Annotated in this window: 15 protein-coding genes; 8 read left to right on the forward strand and 7 right to left on the reverse strand. The window is 69.0% G+C overall.

Annotation, left to right across the window (positions count from 1 at the left end; translation table 11 throughout):
- Positions 1-2 precede the first annotated feature (2 nt).
- Entirely contained in the window at positions 3-1,172 is a 1,170-nt protein-coding gene (locus tag KEG38_RS14690) for a 5-(carboxyamino)imidazole ribonucleotide synthase (RefSeq protein WP_272420060.1), read from the forward strand.
- Here KEG38_RS14690 and KEG38_RS14695 read toward each other — a convergent pair.
- The 3 genes from KEG38_RS14695 to KEG38_RS14705 form a co-directional block, all read right to left on the reverse strand.
- On the reverse strand, positions 1,138-2,826 hold the full coding sequence (locus KEG38_RS14695; protein ID WP_272420061.1) for a tetratricopeptide repeat protein: 1,689 nt from the start codon (positions 2,824-2,826) through the stop codon (positions 1,138-1,140). The genes KEG38_RS14690 and KEG38_RS14695 overlap by 35 nt on opposite strands.
- A 135-nt stretch (positions 2,827-2,961) precedes the next feature.
- Positions 2,962-3,720 carry an ABC transporter permease gene (locus tag KEG38_RS14700; protein ID WP_272420062.1) on the reverse strand — a complete coding sequence of 253 codons (759 nt, stop codon included), beginning with the start codon at positions 3,718-3,720 and terminating at the stop codon, positions 2,962-2,964.
- A complete protein-coding gene (locus KEG38_RS14705) occupies positions 3,717-4,694 on the reverse strand; it encodes an ATP-binding cassette domain-containing protein (RefSeq protein ID WP_272420063.1) in 978 nt (325 codons plus the stop codon). The genes KEG38_RS14700 and KEG38_RS14705 overlap by 4 nt, the downstream gene beginning before the upstream one ends.
- A gap of 338 nt (positions 4,695-5,032) precedes the next feature.
- Here KEG38_RS14705 and KEG38_RS14710 point away from each other — a divergent pair, with 338 nt between their 5' ends.
- Together KEG38_RS14710 and KEG38_RS14715 are read left to right on the forward strand one after the other, a co-directional pair.
- On the forward strand, positions 5,033-6,109 hold the full coding sequence (locus KEG38_RS14710; RefSeq protein ID WP_272420064.1) for a vWA domain-containing protein: 1,077 nt from the start codon (positions 5,033-5,035) through the stop codon (positions 6,107-6,109).
- A 106-nt stretch (positions 6,110-6,215) separates the two neighbouring features.
- Entirely contained in the window at positions 6,216-6,740 is a 525-nt protein-coding gene (locus tag KEG38_RS14715) for a hypothetical protein (RefSeq protein ID WP_272420065.1), read from the forward strand.
- Here the strand turns inward: KEG38_RS14715 and KEG38_RS14720 are convergent.
- Positions 6,737-7,171, reverse strand: a complete 435-nt coding sequence (locus KEG38_RS14720; protein WP_272420066.1) for a TFIIB-type zinc ribbon-containing protein — start codon at positions 7,169-7,171, stop codon at positions 6,737-6,739. The genes KEG38_RS14715 and KEG38_RS14720 overlap by 4 nt on opposite strands.
- A gap of 9 nt (positions 7,172-7,180) precedes the next feature.
- On the opposite strand from KEG38_RS14720, the gene KEG38_RS14725 reads away from it, so the two are divergent.
- A complete protein-coding gene (locus tag KEG38_RS14725; protein WP_272420067.1) occupies positions 7,181-8,437 on the forward strand; it encodes an SPL family radical SAM protein in 1,257 nt (418 codons plus the stop codon).
- Between the two features lie 221 nt (positions 8,438-8,658).
- Positions 8,659-10,491 (forward strand): B12-binding domain-containing radical SAM protein, encoded by a 1,833-nt coding sequence (locus KEG38_RS14730; RefSeq protein WP_272420068.1) that lies wholly within the window; start codon positions 8,659-8,661, stop codon positions 10,489-10,491.
- 10 nt (positions 10,492-10,501) lie between these two features.
- On the opposite strand, the gene KEG38_RS14735 is transcribed toward KEG38_RS14730, so the two are convergent.
- Positions 10,502-11,380, reverse strand: coding sequence for a CAP domain-containing protein (locus tag KEG38_RS14735; RefSeq protein WP_272420069.1), 879 nt, complete (start codon positions 11,378-11,380; stop codon positions 10,502-10,504).
- 194 nt (positions 11,381-11,574) lie between these two features.
- Here KEG38_RS14735 and KEG38_RS14740 point away from each other — a divergent pair, with 194 nt between their 5' ends.
- From KEG38_RS14740 to KEG38_RS14750, 3 genes are read left to right on the forward strand one after another with little or no spacing between them, the layout of a single operon-like run.
- Complete coding sequence (locus tag KEG38_RS14740) at positions 11,575-12,966, forward strand: alpha/beta fold hydrolase (RefSeq protein ID WP_272420070.1); 1,392 nt, start codon at positions 11,575-11,577, stop codon at positions 12,964-12,966.
- 35 nt (positions 12,967-13,001) lie between these two features.
- Entirely contained in the window at positions 13,002-13,958 is a 957-nt protein-coding gene (locus KEG38_RS14745; RefSeq protein WP_272420071.1) for a hypothetical protein, read from the forward strand.
- 9 nt (positions 13,959-13,967) lie between these two features.
- Positions 13,968-14,795, forward strand: a complete 828-nt coding sequence (locus KEG38_RS14750; RefSeq protein WP_272420072.1) for a hypothetical protein — start codon at positions 13,968-13,970, stop codon at positions 14,793-14,795.
- Between the two features lie 327 nt (positions 14,796-15,122).
- On the opposite strand, the gene KEG38_RS14755 is transcribed toward KEG38_RS14750, so the two are convergent.
- Both KEG38_RS14755 and KEG38_RS14760 read right to left on the reverse strand, forming a co-directional pair.
- Positions 15,123-16,406 carry a thiolase family protein gene (locus tag KEG38_RS14755; protein ID WP_272420073.1) on the reverse strand — a complete coding sequence of 428 codons (1,284 nt, stop codon included), beginning with the start codon at positions 16,404-16,406 and terminating at the stop codon, positions 15,123-15,125.
- Between the two features lie 14 nt (positions 16,407-16,420).
- Positions 16,421-18,385 carry a 3-hydroxyacyl-CoA dehydrogenase/enoyl-CoA hydratase family protein gene (locus KEG38_RS14760; RefSeq protein ID WP_272420074.1) on the reverse strand — a complete coding sequence of 655 codons (1,965 nt, stop codon included), beginning with the start codon at positions 18,383-18,385 and terminating at the stop codon, positions 16,421-16,423.
- Positions 18,386-18,442: the final 57 nt, after the last annotated feature.

Consider the following 18,442-nt stretch of genomic DNA (forward strand, 5'->3'; position numbering starts at 1 on the left):
ACGTGACCTCCGGCGGCCCCATTCTCCCCGGACGCACCGTGGGCATTCTGGGCGGCGGACAGCTCGGCCGCATGTTCGCGATCGCGGCGCGGCGCATGGGCTACCGCGTGCACGCGCTCGACCCCTCGCAGGACGGGCCCGCAGGCCAGGTCGCGGACGTCGAGGTCGTCGCGCCGTACGAGGACGTGGACGCGGCGCGGCGCTTCGCCGAGGCGGTCGACGTCGTGACGTTCGAGTTCGAAAACGTCCCCTCCGAGACGCTCGCCGCCGTCGCCGAGCTCCGGCCCGTGCACCCTTCGCCGGCCGTGCTCGATACGTGCCGCCACCGGCTGCACGAAAAGCGTTTTCTCGCGAAAGGCGGTTTTCCCGTGGCGGGCTTCGCCGAGATCCGGACGGAGGACGATCTGCGCGAAGCACTCGTTCGTCTCGGCACACCGGCGATCCTGAAGACGGCGGAGTTCGGATACGACGGCAAAGGCCAGGTCCGGATCGACACGCCCGAGGCCGCGGGCCGCGCGTTCGAGGCGCTCGCCGGAAAGCTCGGCGTGCTCGAAGCGTTCGTCCCGTTCGCGTGTGAGCTCTCCGTGGTCGTCGCGCGTTCGCGCGAGGGAGACATCGTCCCCTTCGAGGTCGCCGAGAATCGGCATGCGCGGCACATCCTGGATGTCTCGCTCGCGCCCGCGGGCGTGCCCGCGATGGCGCGGGCGCGCGCGACGGAGCTCGCCTCGGACATCGCGAAGGCGATCGACCTCGTGGGTGTGCTCGGCGTGGAGATGTTTTACCTGCCAAACGGCGACATCGTGGTGAACGAGCTCGCCCCGCGGCCGCACAACTCGGGGCATTACACGTTCGACGCCTGCGTGACGAGCCAGTTCGAGCAACAATTGCGGGCCGTCTGCGGTTTGCCCCTCGGCGAGCCCACGCTGCTCCGGCCCGCGGCCATGGCGAATCTGCTCGGGGACCTCTGGGCGCACGGCGAGCCGCAATGGGAGCGGGTCGCGGCGTTCCCGGACGTGAAGATTCATCTGTACGGAAAAACCGAGGCGCGCCCGGGTCGGAAGATGGGGCACCTCGTGGCGATGGCAGAGACCGCGGAGAAGGCCGCAGCGCGGGTGCTCGCGGCGCGCAGCGCGCTCGTCAGCGGCCGATCGGGGGAAGGCCCGGGCCCGTGAGCAGGTGGCGGACCCAGGCCTCGTTGGCCTCCTCGGTTCGCCCCGCCGCTTTCTCCCGCGCGTGATCGTCCGCGTAGCTCTGGACGTACCCCGCGTACCAGACGAACACCTGCCCGCGGATCTTCTCGACCGCGCGCGTGGCGAGCGCGGCCTCGATGTCCGCGTCGGACGGGACGCGCAGAGGGTCCCCCGCGGCGACCTCCCGGCAGCGACCCGACTCGGCGCGGAAGGTCTCGTCCGTCGCGCGCGTCGTGATCGGATCCGGCGGCAAGGTCACGGCGTTCGCGTCGCCGAGGACGTGGGCGCGGAGCGCGAGTGAAGTGGCCGCGCTCCACGTGTGCAGCTCGACGCCGTAGTTGTGCGTGCAGATGCGATCGACGAGGACCGTCGTGGGCGTCCTGCGGAGCTCTGCGACGGCGCGGTCCCAGGTGTCGCGCTCGTTCGAGACCTTCTGCTGCGCGTCCGTGAACTCCTGCTCCCGGCGGTCGAGCTCTCGTTTCGCCTCGTCCTCGCGGGTCTCCGCGTCTCTCCGCGCGCGTCGCGCCTCGTCGTACCGATCCGACTCGACCTTGCAGTCGGCGGGCGGCTTTTGCGTCGCGCGGCACTGATCGAGCTCGCGGTCGAGGCGCTTCTCGTCGGCCTTGGCGCGGTCGTGTGCGTTCGTCGCGAACGAGAGGGCGCGGCGCGCGTCCTCGACGATCTTCTTCGCGCGGCGGGCGTTGCTCTCCGCGGTGCGCGCGCGCCGTTCGGCTTCGTCGACCTCGCGCGAGGCGGCGTCGTAGGCGGGGTTCGGGAGGCGATCGGTGCCGCACACGTAATCGCAGGTGCGAGCTTGCGTGGCGACGTCGTGGCCGCGGTTGATGGTGTCGAAGGCGGCCTGGATGCGTACGCCGGCGGCGTTCGGCGGCGGCTCTTGAGCGGTCGCGACGACGAGCCGCGCGCGCGAGTCGCCCTTCCACCGGAGGAGCTCGGACGCGACGAGCGCGGAGACGCCGCTCGCCTTCGTGTCCGCGGGTTTTTCGATCACGAGGTAGAAGCGGAGCTCGTCTTCGAGCGCGCGGCGAATCTCCTCGGCGCGTTGCTTCGCGTCGCGGAAGCCTGGGCGGGCGGCCTCGACGTCACGGAACGCGAGCACGGCGTTGCCACGTTTGCCCTCGGCGGCATACTTGAGGGCGCGGTCGTAGGCGCGTGTCGCCATCCGATCGAGGATGCGACCTTCGAGGACGGCGGCGGCCTGATCGTTCGGGTCGCATTTCCGCGCCGCGCGCGCGAGGGCGAGGGCCGCGTCGTCGTGGCCGCTCGCGAGCAGCTCCTCGGCGCGCTTGAAGACGGCGGCGCGCGCCTCGACGTAGGCGCGGCGCGCCTCCTGGTTCACCGGATCGAACAGGGCCGCGTCGCGCGCGAGGAACAGCGCCTTTTCGAGCTCTCCGCGCGAGAGCGCCTCGCGGCTCTCGACCGTGCGCGCCTCCGACTGCTTGCGCCGCGCGCTCGCGAGCCTGCGCTGCGCCTCGGCCTCGTCCGGATCGATGCGTGTCGCGCGCTCGTACTCCGCTGCCGCCGCGTCCCAGTCGCCGGCGCGGGCGAAGGTGTCGCCGCGCTCCATCGCGCGCTTGTAAGCGCGTCCGCAGCCCGCCGCGGAGAGCGCGAGGGACACGGCGAGGAGCAAGGCAGGGAGGGCAGGGCGGCGGTGGAGCCTTCGCATTTCGATCGGAACGACGCTCCTCGACGTATGGAATTCGTGCGCGCGGGCGTCAAGAACTTGCGGCGGCGCCGCGGCGGGCGCGGGGATTCACGCCTGCATCCGTGAGAACGAGCGTACCGCGAGGGTACCGAGCAGGGCGAGCGTCCCGAGCACGACGCCCGCGTCGAGCGGGATCGGGAAATGGTGCACCCCGACGCAGAGGCCCCGCGTCGCGTCAACCGCATACGACATCGGGTTCAGCCGCACCACGGCCGCGAGCGCGGGCGGCAAGCCTTCGAGTGGGTAAAGCGCGCCGGAGAAGAAGAACACCGGCTGGATCAGGAAGTTCACGATCCCGCCGAAGCCCTCGAACGTCTTCATGCGCGAGGCCACGGTGATCCCGAGCGCGCTCACGGACATGCCGAAGGCGACGAGCACGGGGATCGCGAGGAGCGCGCCGAGCGGATCGATCCGCGCGCCAAAGAGCGGCGAGACGAGGAGCACCACCGAGACCTCGATGAGCGCGGTCACGCTCGCGGAGATCATCTTCGCGAAGACCAGCGTGGCGCGTGGGACGGGCGCGACGAGCAGCTCCTTCAGGAACCCGAACTCGCGATCCCACACGATCGAGATCGCGGAGAACATGCTGGAGAACAGCACGGCCATCGTGGCCACGCCGGGCACGAGGAAGGAGACGAAGTCGACGCCGATCGCGCCGGTGTCGAACGCTCGCCGAAGCCCGAAGCCGACGGCGAGGATCCAGAGCAGCGGCCGCACGAGCGTCGCGACGAGGTTCTGCCGGTCGCGCAGGAACTTCACGACGTCGCGGCGGGCGAGGTGGTAGACGACCTCCGCGCGCATGCTCATCTCCGCCGCGCCATGGCGCGCATCGTGTCGCGTCCGGCTTCGCCGTTTCCGTTCCGGATCTGACGGCCCGTGAGCGCGAGGAACACGTCGTCGAGCGTCGGGCGGCGCACGGCGATGCCCGTGACGGCGACGCGCACCTCGGACACGAGACGCACCACGAACGCCTCGCCGTCCTCCACGCGGAAGCAGAGCCCTTCCTCCGTCCGATCCGGCGTGAGGCCGTAGCGCTCGGCGAGCACCGCGCAGAGCGCCGCCGGCTCGTTCGTCCGTACGAACACCACGTCCTTTCCGACGGCGCGCTTCAGCGCCTCGGGGCTGTCCTCGGCCACGATCCGCCCGTGATCGATCACCGCGATTCGATCGCAGTTCTCGGCCTCGTCCATGTAATGGGTCGTCAGGAACAGCGTCATCCCGTTCCGGTCGCGCAAGTCCCGCAGCACCTCCCAGGTGGCTTTCCGCGTCTGCGGATCGAGTCCGGTCGTCGGCTCATCGAGGAAGAGCACGCGCGGGCGATGCACGAGGCCGCGGGCGATCTCGAGCCTGCGCTTCATGCCGCCCGAGAACGTGCGCACCAGATCTTTTCTTCGATCGGAGAGCTCCACGAACGCGAGGGCCTCGTCGAGGCGCGCGCGACGCTCGGCGCGGGGCACGCCGTACACGACGGCGTGCAGCTCGAGGTTCTCCTCTGCGGTGAGGCGATCGTCGAGGGACGGATCTTGAAAGATCACGCCGATCGATCGCCGCACGTCCTCGGGGCGTTTCGTGACGTCGAAGCCGGCGAGGCGGAGGGCGCCGCTCGTCGGCGCGAGCAGCGTGCAGAGCATCTTGATCGTCGTGGTCTTGCCGGCGCCGTTCGGCCCGAGAAACCCGAATATCTCGCCTTCCTGCACGGTGAAGCTCACGCCGCGGACGGCCTCGACGTCGCCGAAGCGCTTCGAGAGGTCGCGGACCTCGATCGCGGGGGAGAGGCTCATCGTGCGCGGATAGGCCGGAGGGGGCCGTCTTCATACGCCCTGCAAGCCGAGGGCCGCAAGGGCAGGCGCGCGGAACGCCCGGGGCGCGCGACGCTACCGGAGGGGCGTCCGCTCGTAAAGCGGAGGCGCGCCGTGGTCGTCCCCTGTCTATGACGAACAATGTCCTATCGTGATTCTGTCGCATTTTCGCGGCAATCGCGGAACACGGTTCGCCATTGCGGAACGCTGTGTCGAACAATGTCCGACCCACCTGAATCGTCAATGGACAATCGCGTCGAATGGCCGCACATTGGACGAACCAATCGCGACGCGGTCGCGACGAATCGGAGGGCTTGGGCATGATCGACAACAGGATCGAGGTCGTCTTTTCTTTCGACACCACCGGCAGCATGTACCCCTGCTTGACGCAGGTTCGCCGCAAGGTCGGCGAGACGGTGCGGCGATTGATGAAGGAGATCCCGGGGATCCGGATCGGCATCATCGCCCACGGCGATTATTGCGACGCCGGTTCGACGTACGTGACGAAGGCCCTCGATTTGACCGACGACGGCGACGCGATCGTGCGTTTCGTGGAGAAGGTCGGCCCCACGGGCGGCGGCGACGCGCCCGAGTGTTACGAGCTCGTCCTGCACGAGGCGCGGTCGATGTCGTGGACCAAGGATTACACGAAGGTCTTCGTCCTCATCGGCGACGACGTGCCACACGGCCCGAACCAGAACCCGAAGAAGCTCGATTGGCGCAGCGAGGTCGACGCGCTCGGCGCGGCCGGGATTCCGGTCTACGGCGTGCAATGCCTGGGCCGCCGTCACGCGACGCCGTTTTACGCCGAGCTCGCGCGAAAGAGCGGCGGCTTCCACATCGGCCTCGACCAGTTCGCCTACGTGACCGACATGATCCTCGCGGTTTGCTACAAGCAATCGTCCGACGAGAGGCTCCAGGATTACGAGCGCGAGGTGAAGAAGCAGGGCCGCATGAACCGCGGCCTCGACAAGATGTTCGGCACGATGATGAAGCGCGAGGCGTCCGCCGAATACGGCGACACCGACCTGCGCGCCGTGCCGCCCGGCCGGTTCCAGGCGCTCGAGGTGGACCGCGACATGCCCATCAAGCAGTTCGTCCTGGAAAACGGCCTCACCTTCAAGGCGGGCCGCGGCTTCTACGAGTTCATGAAGACCGAGACGATCCAGGGGCACAAGGAGGTGGTGCTCATGGACCGCAAGACCGGCGATCTCTACAGCGGCGAGCGCGCCCGCGAGATGCTCGGATTGCCGCCCGGCGCGACCGTGCGCATCAAGCCCGCGAGCCTGGAGAAATACGTCGTGTTCGTGCAGAGCACCTCGTACAACCGCAAGCTCATCGGCGGCACGCGCTTCCTTTACGAGGTCGAGGACTGGGCCAAGGCCGAGGCCGCCTGAAACGCGGATCCGCCGCCGGGGACGCATTTCAAAGCTCGGGCTGTATGCCTCCTGGGTCGGCGCCGGACGTGCTTACGTTTGCCGAAGACCGTCCCAGGAGGCAAACATGCGCCGAAACCTTTTCCTGATTTCCGTGATCACTGGTTTTGGCGTGGTGGGGTTCATCCCTTCCACGGCCCGGGCTGGCCTTTCGGTGAACGCCGACATGAACGTGGGCGTCGTGACGAGCGGCGGAGGCCCCCTCGGCGATGTCGGCAGCGGTATCGGCGGTCGGATCGGATATCGTGCGAACCTCGGGCCGTTCGCGATCACCCCGGAGCTCGGGGGATCCTACCTGCGCTTGAATGCCGTCGAGACCCCGATGCGCGGCGTCGCGGGGGCGCGCCTTTCCTTGCGCGGCGTGGTGCAACCCTCGATCTTCGCCCATTACGGGCTCGCGCTCGTGCAGCAGGATGTCCGCGGACCCACGTACGACCTGGGCGGAGCGGTCGATTTCAGCGCGTCGATCGTCCGGGTCGGCGTGCACGCAGGGTACGTGGCCGTGCAGAGCACGACCGATCGCGGGATCTATTCGGTCTACACGCCCCTCGAATGGGTCGAGCTCGGCCTGCACGCCGGGCTCGGGTTTTAACGGAACAGGTCTTCGAGCGCCTCGAGCTCGCCGGAATCGAGCCACACGCCGCGGCACTCGATACACGTGTCGACCATCACCTCGGAACCAAAACCCCAGTTGCGCGCGGCCATCTCGCCGCCGCAGGCCGGACAATCGAGCGCGGCGGCTTCGGCCTCCCCTGCGGCGCTGCGCTCGCGGGCGCGCGCGTAGACGCGCTGAACGGCCGTCGTCGGGGCGTGGGTCGGCTTCGTGTCGCCGTGGGCCGCGGCCGTTTGAATCTTGGCGAGCTCGCCGTGGTCGAGGAACACGCCGCCGCATCCGCTGCAGCGATCGATCTCCACGCCGGCCTCGTGGGCGACGGCTTCGAGCCGCTCACGCCGGTGATGGCGCTGTTCGGCGCCGCGGTAGGGGTCGTTCGTCATCTCGATCTTGCAACGAGGGCATTCCATCGGTTCCCGATGTTACCAGAACACGCGCCGCTTCCGGAAGCGGCGGTCGGCAAGCTTATTTCGTTCGCCTCGCCGGTACGTTATCGTTCGCCGCCGCGCATGGATCTCGATCGCCACCTCCGCGCCCTGCTCGCGCCCCTCGCGCCCGGGGACGAGCTCACGAACGGCGCGCGGATCACCGCGCTCTCGACCGAGCTCGGGCTACGCGTGACCGTCGACATCGGCGGGCGCGACGTGCACCTCGAGATCGCCCGCGTCGAAGACGGAGGCCGTTTCGCCGCGCGGACCGAGCGCCTGCTCTTCCGCTACCGCGACGGCGCGGGCCGCGGCGACGTCGATCCCGCGCTCGGCCTCGCGCTTTGCAAGGCCCTCGCCGCGCGCGCATCCGCGAGCGAGCGGGACGTGCTCGCCGCGATCGAACGCGAGGCGTTCGAAGCGCGCGAGCTCGAAGAGGCGGGTGCGCGCGTGCGCGAAGTACGCGTCAGCAGCTTGCTCACCGCGGCCGGCGCGCCGGGCGAGCGGCACCATACCCTGAGCCCGTACGTCGGCTGCCTCGTCGGGTGCCGCTTTTGTTATGCGCAGACGCGTGTCGTCGAGTCGCGCCGCCTCGCTCGTTTGCCCGAGGTGCCGTGGGGCTCGTACGTGGACGTGCGCATCAATGCACCCGAGGTGCTCGCGGACGAGCTCGAACGGCTCCCGCCGTGGCCGATCAAGTTCTGCCCGATCGTGAGTGATCCGTACCATCCGATCGAGCGCCGTTATGGCCTCACGCGCGCGTGCCTCCAGACGATCGGGGCCGCTCGCTCGGCGCGCCCCGTCCTCGTGCTCACGCGCTGCCGCCTCGTCGAGCAGGATCTCGCGGTGTTCGCCGCGCTCCCCGAGGCGTGGCTCGGGGTCTCGATTCCCACGGTCGACGAAGAGGTCCGCCGATTCTTCGAGCCGCGCGGGGCGAGCATCATGGAGCGGCTCGACATCCTCTCCACCTTCTCCCGGCATGGCGTGCGCACGTTCGCCGTCGTCCAGCCGATCCTCGAAGGATCGATCCCCGCGCTCGCGGACGCGCTCGCGCCCGTCGTTCGTTCGGTCAGCATCGACGTGCTGCGCGGCGCGTTCGGGGCAGAAGCGGAGTTCTCCGATCCGCGGTTTGCCCGGACACGCGATCCGGCGTGGCAAGCGGCGCGCGCCGAGGAGCTCGCACGTGAGCTTTCGGCGCGCGGGATCCCCGTATGGAGCGGGGAGTTGCCGCCGGGCATGAAGATCGAATGAAATCGCGGAGATCCGGTTTCTGCGCCTTGCACGCCCCGGACCCCGCTGCTATCAACGTCCTCGCGCGCCGCGCGTCGACCTGTCCCCCCCGAGGTCCGCGTGGCGCGTTTTTTTTGCGCCTTCCAGGGGGCGATCTCACCGGGCGTTCCGAGCGGTGACGGGCGATTTTTGACGCGCCGGGCGCTTTGGACCCGTTACAATCGGTCCGTCGAGAGGCACCGATGCGTATTGCGCTCCTGTATCCCCCGCCCTGGAAGATCCCGGCTCGCGGCGAGCCGTACGACGCGCGCGGCGACGGGCCGCCCGCCGAGTACCGCGAGGGGGATCTCGACGCGGATTTCTACCAGATCCCGTACGGCCTGCTCTCGATCGCGGCGCAGGCCATTCGCGCCGGTCATCAGGTCAAGGTCCTGAACCTCTCGGCGATGACGTGGGCGAAGGTCGAGGAGGTGCTCGCCACGCTCGACGCCGATCTCTACGCGATGTCGTGCTGGACCGCGAACCGCCGCGGCGTCGCGCTCGTCGCGAAGGCGATCCGCGCGCGCCGGCCGAAGGCGCCGATCGTCGTCGGCGGCCCGCACGCGAGCCCGTTCGCGAAGGAGATCCTCGAACATTGGCCCGAGGTCGACGTCGCCACGGTCGGCGAGAGTGAAGTCACGTTCCTCGAGGTCGTGGATCGCCTTTCGGCGGGCCGCAGCCTGCGGGGACTTCCGGGCGCGGCGTATCGATTCGAAGGCCGCGTCGAGATGGGCCCGAGCCGCGCCTCGGTCGAGGATCTCGACACGCTCGCCTCGCCGCATTCGTTTTTCGACACGCACATCCTGATGACGTCGCGCGGCTGCCCGTGGGCGTGCACGTTCTGCGGGGCGGAGAACACCTGGGGGCGCGGGTTTCGTGGGCAATCGGTGCCGTACGTGCTCGACGTGCTCGAAAAGACGGTGGCGCGTTTGCCCGTGAAGATGATCCTCGTCAAGGACGACACCTTCACCACGAACCGAAAACGCGTCCTCGACCTCTGCCGCGGCATCCGGGAGCGGAACATTCGATTCCTGTGGAGCTGCGACACGCGCGTCGACGTGCTCGGCGAGGAGCTGCTCTACGAGATGCGCCTCGCGGGTTGCGAGCGGCTCTCGCTCGGCGTGGAGAGTGGCTCGCCGCGGATCTTGAAGGCGGTCGACAAGAAGATCACGGTCCAGAAGATCATCGATTCGACCGAGCTCGCGAAGAAGTACGGCATCAAGGTCCGCTATTACATGATGCTCGGCAACCGCGGCGAGACGGCCGAGACGTTCCGCGAGACCCTCGCGTTCCTCGACCGCGCGCGGCCCCATCAGTACATTTTTTCGTGCCTCTCGATTTACCCGGGCACGCGCGATTACGAGGAGGCGACGGCCTCCGGCTGGCTCGATCCCGAGGTCTATTTCAGCGGCGATTTCCAGGAGCTCAAGGTGCCGTTCGATGCCTCCGAGGAGGACACGAAGCTCATGAGCGACTGGTTCCGCGACAACAGCGGCCTGCGCGAGCATTACCGGGAGAACGCGGCCGAATGCGAGGCGATCCTCGGGCGGCTCCGCGATCACGCGCCGGCGCATCTCGACTGCGCGAGCGCCCATTACCGGGAAAACAACCTGGATGCGGCCGAGCGGCACGCGTCGCGGGCGCTCGAGCTCGGGCATCCCTTGCCCGGGCTTTGCCTGAACATGCTCGCGGTGATCGCGGCCCGGCGCTCCGCGTGGAAGAACATGCAAGACCTCTTCACGGAGGCCTGGCGCAAGGATCCGCAGCACTGGGTGCTCGTGCGCAACGTGCAGAAGGTGAAGGCGTGGCTCGATCAGGCGGGGCCGCTCCGGGGCACGCCGCTCGAGCTCGAAGCGAACAACGATTTTCAGCTCCTCGAACGGACCGTGCAGCCGATGCTCCCGGGGCCGCTTTCGGCCGATTACGGGGTCTGGAGCGCGCCCGCGCCGCGCGCCCAGAATCCCGAGATGCGCGCCCCGCAGACGGGCAGCCACGCCTCGTTCCAGCCGCGGAATCGGCTCCGCGTGGTCACCTGAGCGCCGCGGTTCAGTTGCAGCTCGCCTCCGTGTCGCCGCCGAAGACCGTCGTCCAGTACACGCCGTAATCGCCGCCGTCGGTCGCGCGGCCGATGCCGATCACCTTGTACGAGCTGCCGAGCATGTTCGCGTTGTGCCCGGCCGAGTTTTTCCATTGCGTGAACGTCGCGTCCGCGGTGCCGTTGCCGGCGGCGATGTTTTCGGCCATCGCGGTCTGCAAGGGACACGCGTGGTCGTAGCAGGCGTCGCACGCGCGGTCGCTGAAACTCGAACCATTCTTTCCGTCGTGCGAGAAGTAATTCTGGTCGCGCATGTCCTCGCTGTGCCCCTGCGCGGCGCGGTTCAGCGAGGTGCACGCCGCGAGCGGCGGGAGGCCATTCTGCGCGCGGTAATCGTTCAGGATGCCCAGAAAGCCCTGCTCCTCGGCGTCGAGGGCGGTCGTGGCCGGGCCGGCGCCCAGGCACGCCTCGCAGGCGCCGCAATCGGTGGCGCAGGTCATACACGTCTCGCCGCCGCTGCAAACGCCATTGCCACAACACGCGCCGCAATCCATCGGGCACGTCTCGCAGCTCTCGCCGCCGTCGCAAACCTTGTCCCCGCAGCCGGCGCCGCCGCCCGAGCTTGCCGTGGACGAGGCCCCTCCGCCCCCGGCGCCTTGCCCCGCGCCGCCTGCGCCTGCTCCGCCGCCCGCGCCGCCCACGCCCGCGCCGCCCGTCCCGCCTTCGCCGCTGCTCGCAGGGCCGTTTCCCACGCCCGCCGAACCGCCGTCACCTTCGGCAGGCCCTTCGCCACGGCCGCCTGCTCCGCCGATGACGCCGGTGCAGGCGCCAACCGCGAGAATCGAAACGAGCGCGAGGGAAGCCGTGACGAAAACGGAGCGACTTTGCATGGCGCCGATTCTACGTCGGGTACGGCGCGCGCCTCCATCGAGAAAAGGAACGATTGCGTGCTTCGCGGGCGGTATCGGTTTGCCGGCGGCGCATTTTTCCGGTAGCGGAGCGCTCTCCGGGGGAACATGCGGCGGCAAGCCGCGTGCATGGTGGGGAGACCTGTCTCATGCGAGCGCGGCTCCCGACTCCGACCGTGCACCGGCTGATCAGCTCCCCGCTCGGGGCCCTGCTCGATACGCCCACGTACGAACGATTCAAGCTCGAACGTATGCCGTTCGAGCTGCGTCTCCTGCGCCTCGGCGCGATGGCCTCGGCCCTCGGCTCGTCCGACGCAGACGAATTGATCGCGCGCCTCGGCGTGAAAAACGAGGTGTCGATGAAGATGCGGCGCCGCCTCGCCCGAGGGCTCGTGCACTTCGCGCGGGCGCACGCGGCGCGCGAGGAAATCACGCGCCGCTGGGAGCGCGCATTCTGGGGCGAACCCTGGCCGCCGCCCGGGCGCGAGGAGCTCATCCGGCTGGAAATCGAGCGGCGCGTGCGCACGCGGCGGTGCCTCATCCCCCAGCGGACGCTCGGGTTTTTCGCGGCCGAGGTCCCTTTTGATCCGATCGCCTTCCACGTCCCGTCGCCCGGCGAGGTCGCGGCGCGGTGGGCGCGGGAGATCGCGCGCCCGGAGCTGCTGTACGGTTTGCCCGCGGAGCTGCCCGCGATCGAGTGCTCCCGCTCGCTCCCGGGGCCCGTCGGCCCCGAATACCTGATTCGATTTCGTTCCCCCTCGCGCATCGGCGACGTCGTCCACGCCCGGGTCTTCGAGCCCGAGCGACGCGAGGAGGTCGCGGCGACGTTCATTTACGCCGGCGGCCTCTTCACGGTTTGCGACGATGTCGTGTACTGGCCCGAAGAGGAGGCGATGGGGCGAGGGCTCGCCGCGCGGGGGCATCGCGTGATCCTGCTCGCGCCGCCGTGGCACGGGAGGCGCGCGCCCGCCGGAAAGGCGAGCGGCGAGGCGATTCTCTCGGCAGGGCCGGAGGGGCTTTTTCGTCTCTGCGCAGCCGGCGCGCAGGAAATGGCGGTGCTCATTGCGTGGGCCCGCGAGCTCGGTTCGTGCGTGGTGGGCATCGGGGGCACGAGCACCGGGGCGCTCGTGGCGCAGGCGGTCTGCGGGCGCGCGCGGAGTTTTCCGCGGGGGATGCGTCCGGACGCCGTCTTCCTCGCCGGCGCGGCCCTCCGGCTCGACGAGGCGATCCTCGACGCACCGCTCGCCGAGCGAATGGGTCTGTCTCGGGCGATCCTGGAAGCCGGCTGGACCCGCGAAGCCCTCGCCTGCCTGCGGGACGTGTTCGATCCTCCGAGCGAGCCCGGCATTCCGCCGGAGCGCATTCACGCCGTGCTCGGCCTTTCGGACCCGTTTCTCCCGGCCACGCTCGGGCGCGAGCTCTTGCGAGCGTGGCACGTTCCCGAGGGGAACATAACATTGCGGCCCGGGGGCCAGGTCGGTTTGCTCCTCCACCTGGTTCGGGATTCGGATGCGCGCCTCACCATCGCGGGCGCGCTTCGCCGCGCGGCGCGGGCCGTTCGCGCGTGACGTCGGGCCGCGAAGGTGTATCCTCCGCGCCGCTCATGTCGAACTGGTCGACCTTCACCCTGCCCTTCGAGGGCCTGGAACTGCCGCGATTCCTCCTGACGCTGGAGCAGTCGCTCGCCGCGTTCCCCGGCGCCCGCATCACGTTCGTCGAGCTCGACGCAGCCGACGACCCCGACGAACCCCTCTGCGGCATCGAGATCTCGCTGTCGCGCGCGCTCGTCGAGCAACACCGCGCACCCGAAGATCCCGAATTGCCGGAAGGCGAGGACACCCCCAGCGCCGAGATCACGCTCTCCGCCGAAGGCGAAGAGACGACGCTCGCCGTAGATCTCGAGCGAAACGCCTACGTCATGCCGGTGCTCGTCAAGATCGTCGAGGATGTCCTTCGTCGGCTCGAGGTGATCGACGAGGACGAAAGCGAAGACGAGGAAGACGAGGACGAGGAATTCGACGAAGACGAGGACGAGGATCTCGAAGACGAAGACGAGGAAGACGTCGACGAGGACGAGGACGAGGACGAGGACGAGGAGGACGTCGACGAGGACGAGGCGGACGAAGAGGAAACCGAGGACGAGGTCGGAGAGGCCTTCGAAGCGCTCCGTGTCGTCGCCGCGCGTACGTTCGGGGCCATCGAAGGAGACGAAACATCGTTTTCGCTCACGGTCTCCTGGGAGGAGCCGCCGCGCAAGAAGGGCGTCCGCGTGCGCGCCTTCGAGCCCGCGTTCGCCGCAGGCGAGGGCGAGGGCGCGTCATGGGTCGCGCTCGAATGCGAGGTTTGCCCGCTGTCCGCGCTCCCGCCGGCCGAGGCGGTCGGGATCAACACGGCGGCCGATTTCCAGATGTCGCTCGACGGCGAGACGTACCTCCTCACGACGAGTTATCCCGTGCGCGCGCTCGACGCGTCGCTCTTCCTGGAGATCACGCTCGCGCTCGCCGAGCAGGCGGACATCCTCGGTCTGGCCATCGAAGAAGGCAAGCTCGCCCGTTCCTGAGAGAAAACCATGCCCCGTCCGTTTTGCTTCACGCTGCCCTACGCTCGGTTCTCCCCAGCCCACGCGCTCGCGAGCCTGGAGGAAGCCATGGCCGTTTTTCCGGACGCGCGCATCGCGCGAGCCGTCGTCGACATGGAGCAGGAGAGCCCGCAAGGGCTCGATGTCGATATCGAGCTCGGTCCCTCGCTCCTGCCCGAATCCGCCGGCGAGGCGACGCTCACCGGGACGTTGTCGGTGCGCTTCGACGGGCAGATGGTGTCGCTCGTCATCGACCCGCGCGATTCGAGCGCGGCGTTGCCCGCGATCTTCACGATCGCCGAGACGATGCTTGCAAGCGTGCGAGATCTCGCCGCAGTCGCCGCAGGTCAGGACGCCGAGGAAGAGGAAGACGTCGAGGTGGACGTCGATCCGTGGAGCAAGCCAGCGTCATTCGACGACCTCGCGCGGCGGGCGCGGCACCTGTTCTCGCTGGACGGGCGCGGGGAGACAGCGTTTGGCGTGACGATCGCCTGGCAAAAGCCGGTGGGCCGGACGCAGGGTCTGCTGGCGCACGCGCACACGCCGCGTTTCGAGGAAGAGAACGGGGGCGAGGCGACGTGGGTGACGCTGGAGAGCCCCGTTTGTCCGAAGAATCGTCTGACGCCGGAGGAGGCGCTACGCCGGAGCCGCTCGCTCGACGTGGGCGCGCTCTGCGAGCGGGCCGAGCATTACACGATCGTGGCACGGTATCCGCTGCGCGTGCTGGATCGGGCGCGATTCGTGGCAATCGCGATGGCCATCGCCGAGCAGGCGGATCGGCTGGAAGCGATGCTGACAGGCGGGAAAGACGAGTTCTGAGCTCGCGCGGTCACCGCCTCGCTGGGGCTCTGCCCCAGGCCCCGCGGGGGCTGTCCGCCCCTCGACCCGGACCAGCGCAAGCGCTGGACTGATCGTCGATGAACTGCGCGATGCGCAGTTCATCGAACAGGCCGAGGAACGACCCCCGCCAATCGAGACAGCCGCGCTGCCATTTCGACCGGCAACGTTGTCCCTGGTCTTGCCACCGGCCCGTTGGAAGAACTGCGCGGAGCGCAGTTCTTCCACCCTCGGTCCAGGCCGTGCCTGGTTCGGGTCGAGGGGCGAACAGCCCCCGCGGGGTCCGGGGCAGCGCCCCGGCGCGGCGGGTCAGCCCATCGACTCGAGCACGAGCGCGATGCCCTGCCCGCCGCCGATGCACATCGTGACGATGCCGTAACGCTTCTTCGTTCGGCGCAGCGCGTACGCGCAGGTGAGCGTCAGGATCGCGCCTGTCGCGCCGAGCGGGTGGCCGAGCGCGATTGCGTTGCCCATCGGGTTCACGCGCTCCGGGTCGATGCCCATTTTCTCGAAATCGCGGACGCAGGCGAGCGCTTGGGGTGCGAAGGCCTCGTTGATCTCGACGATGTCGACGTCCTTGCCCGTGATGCCGGCCTTCGCGAGCGCTTTTTTCACGGCGGGGACGGGGCCCCAGCCCATGATTTGCGGGTCACAGGCGGCCACGCCCATGCCCGCGATGCGCGCGAGTGGGCGCGCGTCGTGGCGCTCGGCGTCCGACTCCTTGCCGATGAGCATGGCTGCTGCGCCGTCGACGACGGCGCTCGCATTGCCCGCCGTGATGATGCCGCCGGGCTCGAACGCGGGCGCGAGGCGCGCCATTTTTGCGGGGCTCGGGTCTTCGAGGATGTGCGTGTCGTATTTGAGGACCGTGGGCGCGCCGCCGTCGTCTGCGGGGAGCGCGACCGGCTCGATCTCCTCGTCGAAATGGCCCGCGTCACGGGCGGCTTTCGCGTTCTTGTGCGAACGGTAGGCGAAGACGTCGGCCTCCTCGCGCTTGATGCCATACCGACGGCCGAGCTCCTCGGCCGTGTTCGCCATGGCCATCTTTGCGCTCGGGTCGTAGAGGCTCATGAGGAGCATGTCCTGCAGGTGCGTGCCCGCGGGCAGCGTCTTCGCCTCGATGGGGCCGTATTTCTGCGTCGCCGCGCCGACCTTCTTGCCGCGGTAATCGTAGAGGCAGAAGGGGTATTGCATGCTCTCGGCGCCGCCGACCACGGTGAACGGGCGCTCCTCGTCATTGCGCAGCCCCGCGAGGAGGATCTCCGCGCCGACACAGATCGCCTCGGCGCCGCTGCCGCAGATGCGCGCCACGGTGAGGGCCGGGACGTCCTTGCCGAGGCCGCCGCGCCATCGCATGCCTTGCGCGCCGTAAATCGAATCCCGGTGGCTGTGCTGGGCCATGCCCATCACCACGTGGCCAACGAGGCCGGGATCGAGCTTCGTGTGCCCGAGCGTCGCCTTGATGGCCATGCCGCCGAGCTGGGTCGTGGAGAAACGCGAAAAGAGGCCCGGGGCCTTGTTGTCCACGAGGATATCGGCGCGCGGGGTGCGACGCCCGCCGTCGAGGATGACGATGCTGGTCTCCTTGCTCATCGAACGCTCCGATCTCATTCGTGGAGGAACGCCGCCGGTACACGCGGGCCGTTCTGGATGAAGTTCTTCATGCCGATGTCGAGGTCGACCGTCTCCTTGCACTGCCCGAAGCCCTTCGCCTCGAGCGCGAGGCCCTCGGCGAGCGGCAATGCATTGCCGCGGCGGACGACGGAGACCAGGATCGCGTCGATGGCACGCGAATGATGGCCGAGATCCGTGGCGGGGAGTTTGTCGGGGACCGCGATCGGCGCCGGATCGACGGGGGCGAGCTTGATCTCACCGGCGAGGTGCTTCTTCACGAGGGCCTTGGCCTCGCCGAGGAAATCCTTCGCGGGCGCGACGGTCGCCCAGCCCCAGGCGTGCGCTTCCTTCGCGCCGACCGAGCGGCCCGTGCGGAGGAGGTCGATGGCGCGCTCGAAGCCGATGAGCCGTGGCAATCGCTGCGTGCCGCCATACCCGGGGATGATGCCGAGGTTCACCTCGGGCTGGCCGAGCACGAGCTCCGGGCCGACGACGCGGCCATGGCAAGCCATCGAGATCTCGGCGCCGCCGCCGAGGACGGGGCCATTCAAGGCCGCCACGACGGGCTTCTTCATCGAGGCGATGGTGTCCAGCACCGCGTGGCCGAAATGGCAGATGTTTTCGCAATCGGCCGGGCTCTTCAGCGAGGCGAGCTCGCCGATGTCCGCGCCCGCGAGCGCGCCGTCCTGGCTCGTGAAAATCACGCCCTTGACCGCGTCGTCACCGGAAAGCTCCTTCATCGACGCCTCGATCTCGGTGAGCGTCTCGCGGTTCAACGCATTGCGCACCTCGGGCCTGCGCACCGCGACGATCGCGAGCTCGCCTTCCCGCGTGACCACGACGTTCTTGCGGAAGCGCGGGAGGTTTTTCCCGGTGATGCTCTTCGGGACGTGGAATCCCGGGTGCTCGGCTGCGTAGGCGGTGCACACGGCGTGCACGCGCTCGATGCCGTACTCCTCGGCGAGCGAGAGCAGGCCCTTGCGGAAGCCGAGCGACATGCGCGTGAGCCAGTCGAGGTCCGAGGGGGCGCAGATGTTCTCGTCGGCCACGAAATAGGTGCGCGCGAAGAGCACGGCGAGGATCCGATCGAGCACCTTCTTGCCGAGCGCCTCGTCGTACCGGCCGTCGCCGCGGTTCTTCGGGTCGTGCCAGGGGCGATTGCCCACTTCGCGCAGAATGGCCGGCGGCTCGAACCAGGGGCTGCCCGTGGGCGCATCACGCATGAGCTCCTGGCAATGGACCGTGAGCAGGTTGCCCCGGGTCAAGTCCATCACGTTGAGCGGGCCGCCGCCGCCGATCGCGTCGTTCACGATCGCGTCGACCTGCGCCGGCGTGGCCACGCCCTCGGCCACGATACGCGCGGCCTCGGAGACGTAATTGCAGAAAATGTCGTCGGCCGCGAAACACGCGACGTCGGCCGTGGTGATGGGGACCTTGCCGAGCTTCTCCAGCGTGCGGATCATGCGCTCGCCGAGCGCATCGTCGCCCGAGAGGACGACCTCGACCGGGAGGCTACGCCACGCGGGATAGAAGGGGTGGTTCACGAAGCAACGCGCGGGGTGCTTCGCGTCCTTCGCGATCTCGGCACGCGGGATGCCGCTCGTGGCGAAGCCGATCAGGCAGTCGGGCCGGACCGTGGCTTCGAGCGCCGCGATGATCTTGCGCTTGATGGGCAGATCTTCGGTCGCGGCTTCGAGCACGTAATCGCACGCGGCGAGGTCCGAGAGGGAGAGGGTGGGGACGAGGGCCTCTTTCACGGCGCGCGCGGCGCTCTCGGAGAGCTTTCCGCGGGCGAGGGCCTTCGTCACGTAGGTCTCGATGCGAGCCATGCCCGCGTCGAGCGCCTCTTGCTTGATGTCGTGCAAATAGACGCGGCCACCTTCTCTGGCGATGGCGGATACGAAGCCGTATGCCAGATCCGGGCCGATCGATCCCGAGCCGATCACGCCAACGATCATGTGTGAGACCACCTCCGGCGCGTCGGGGCGGCCCGCGGCCGGGTGCCTCCGAAGCAG

Origin of the sequence: Polyangium jinanense, assembly GCF_028435265.1 — a bacterium.
GTDB classification, from domain to species: domain Bacteria; phylum Myxococcota_A; class Polyangia; order Polyangiales; family Polyangiaceae; genus Polyangium; species Polyangium jinanense.

What these genes read in the sequence shown, in the direction of transcription:
- KEG38_RS14735 (WP_272420069.1), bottom strand. Translation starts at nt 11,380, where the DNA reads ATGCAAAGTCGCTCCGTTTTCGTCACGGCTTCCCTCGCGCTCGTTTCG.
- KEG38_RS14700 (WP_272420062.1), bottom strand. Translation starts at nt 3,720, where the DNA reads ATGAGCATGCGCGCGGAGGTCGTCTACCACCTCGCCCGCCGCGACGTC.
- KEG38_RS14730 (WP_272420068.1), top strand. Translation starts at nt 8,659, where the DNA reads ATGCGTATTGCGCTCCTGTATCCCCCGCCCTGGAAGATCCCGGCTCGC.
- KEG38_RS14725 (WP_272420067.1), top strand. Translation starts at nt 7,181, where the DNA reads ATGTTACCAGAACACGCGCCGCTTCCGGAAGCGGCGGTCGGCAAGCTT.
- KEG38_RS14720 (WP_272420066.1), bottom strand. Translation starts at nt 7,171, where the DNA reads ATGGAATGCCCTCGTTGCAAGATCGAGATGACGAACGACCCCTACCGC.
- KEG38_RS14715 (WP_272420065.1), top strand. Translation starts at nt 6,216, where the DNA reads ATGCGCCGAAACCTTTTCCTGATTTCCGTGATCACTGGTTTTGGCGTG.
- KEG38_RS14755 (WP_272420073.1), bottom strand. Translation starts at nt 16,406, where the DNA reads ATGAGCAAGGAGACCAGCATCGTCATCCTCGACGGCGGGCGTCGCACC.
- KEG38_RS14710 (WP_272420064.1), top strand. Translation starts at nt 5,033, where the DNA reads ATGATCGACAACAGGATCGAGGTCGTCTTTTCTTTCGACACCACCGGC.
- KEG38_RS14760 (WP_272420074.1), bottom strand. Translation starts at nt 18,385, where the DNA reads ATGATCGTTGGCGTGATCGGCTCGGGATCGATCGGCCCGGATCTGGCA.
- KEG38_RS14750 (WP_272420072.1), top strand. Translation starts at nt 13,968, where the DNA reads ATGCCCCGTCCGTTTTGCTTCACGCTGCCCTACGCTCGGTTCTCCCCA.
- KEG38_RS14745 (WP_272420071.1), top strand. Translation starts at nt 13,002, where the DNA reads ATGTCGAACTGGTCGACCTTCACCCTGCCCTTCGAGGGCCTGGAACTG.
- KEG38_RS14705 (WP_272420063.1), bottom strand. Translation starts at nt 4,694, where the DNA reads ATGAGCCTCTCCCCCGCGATCGAGGTCCGCGACCTCTCGAAGCGCTTC.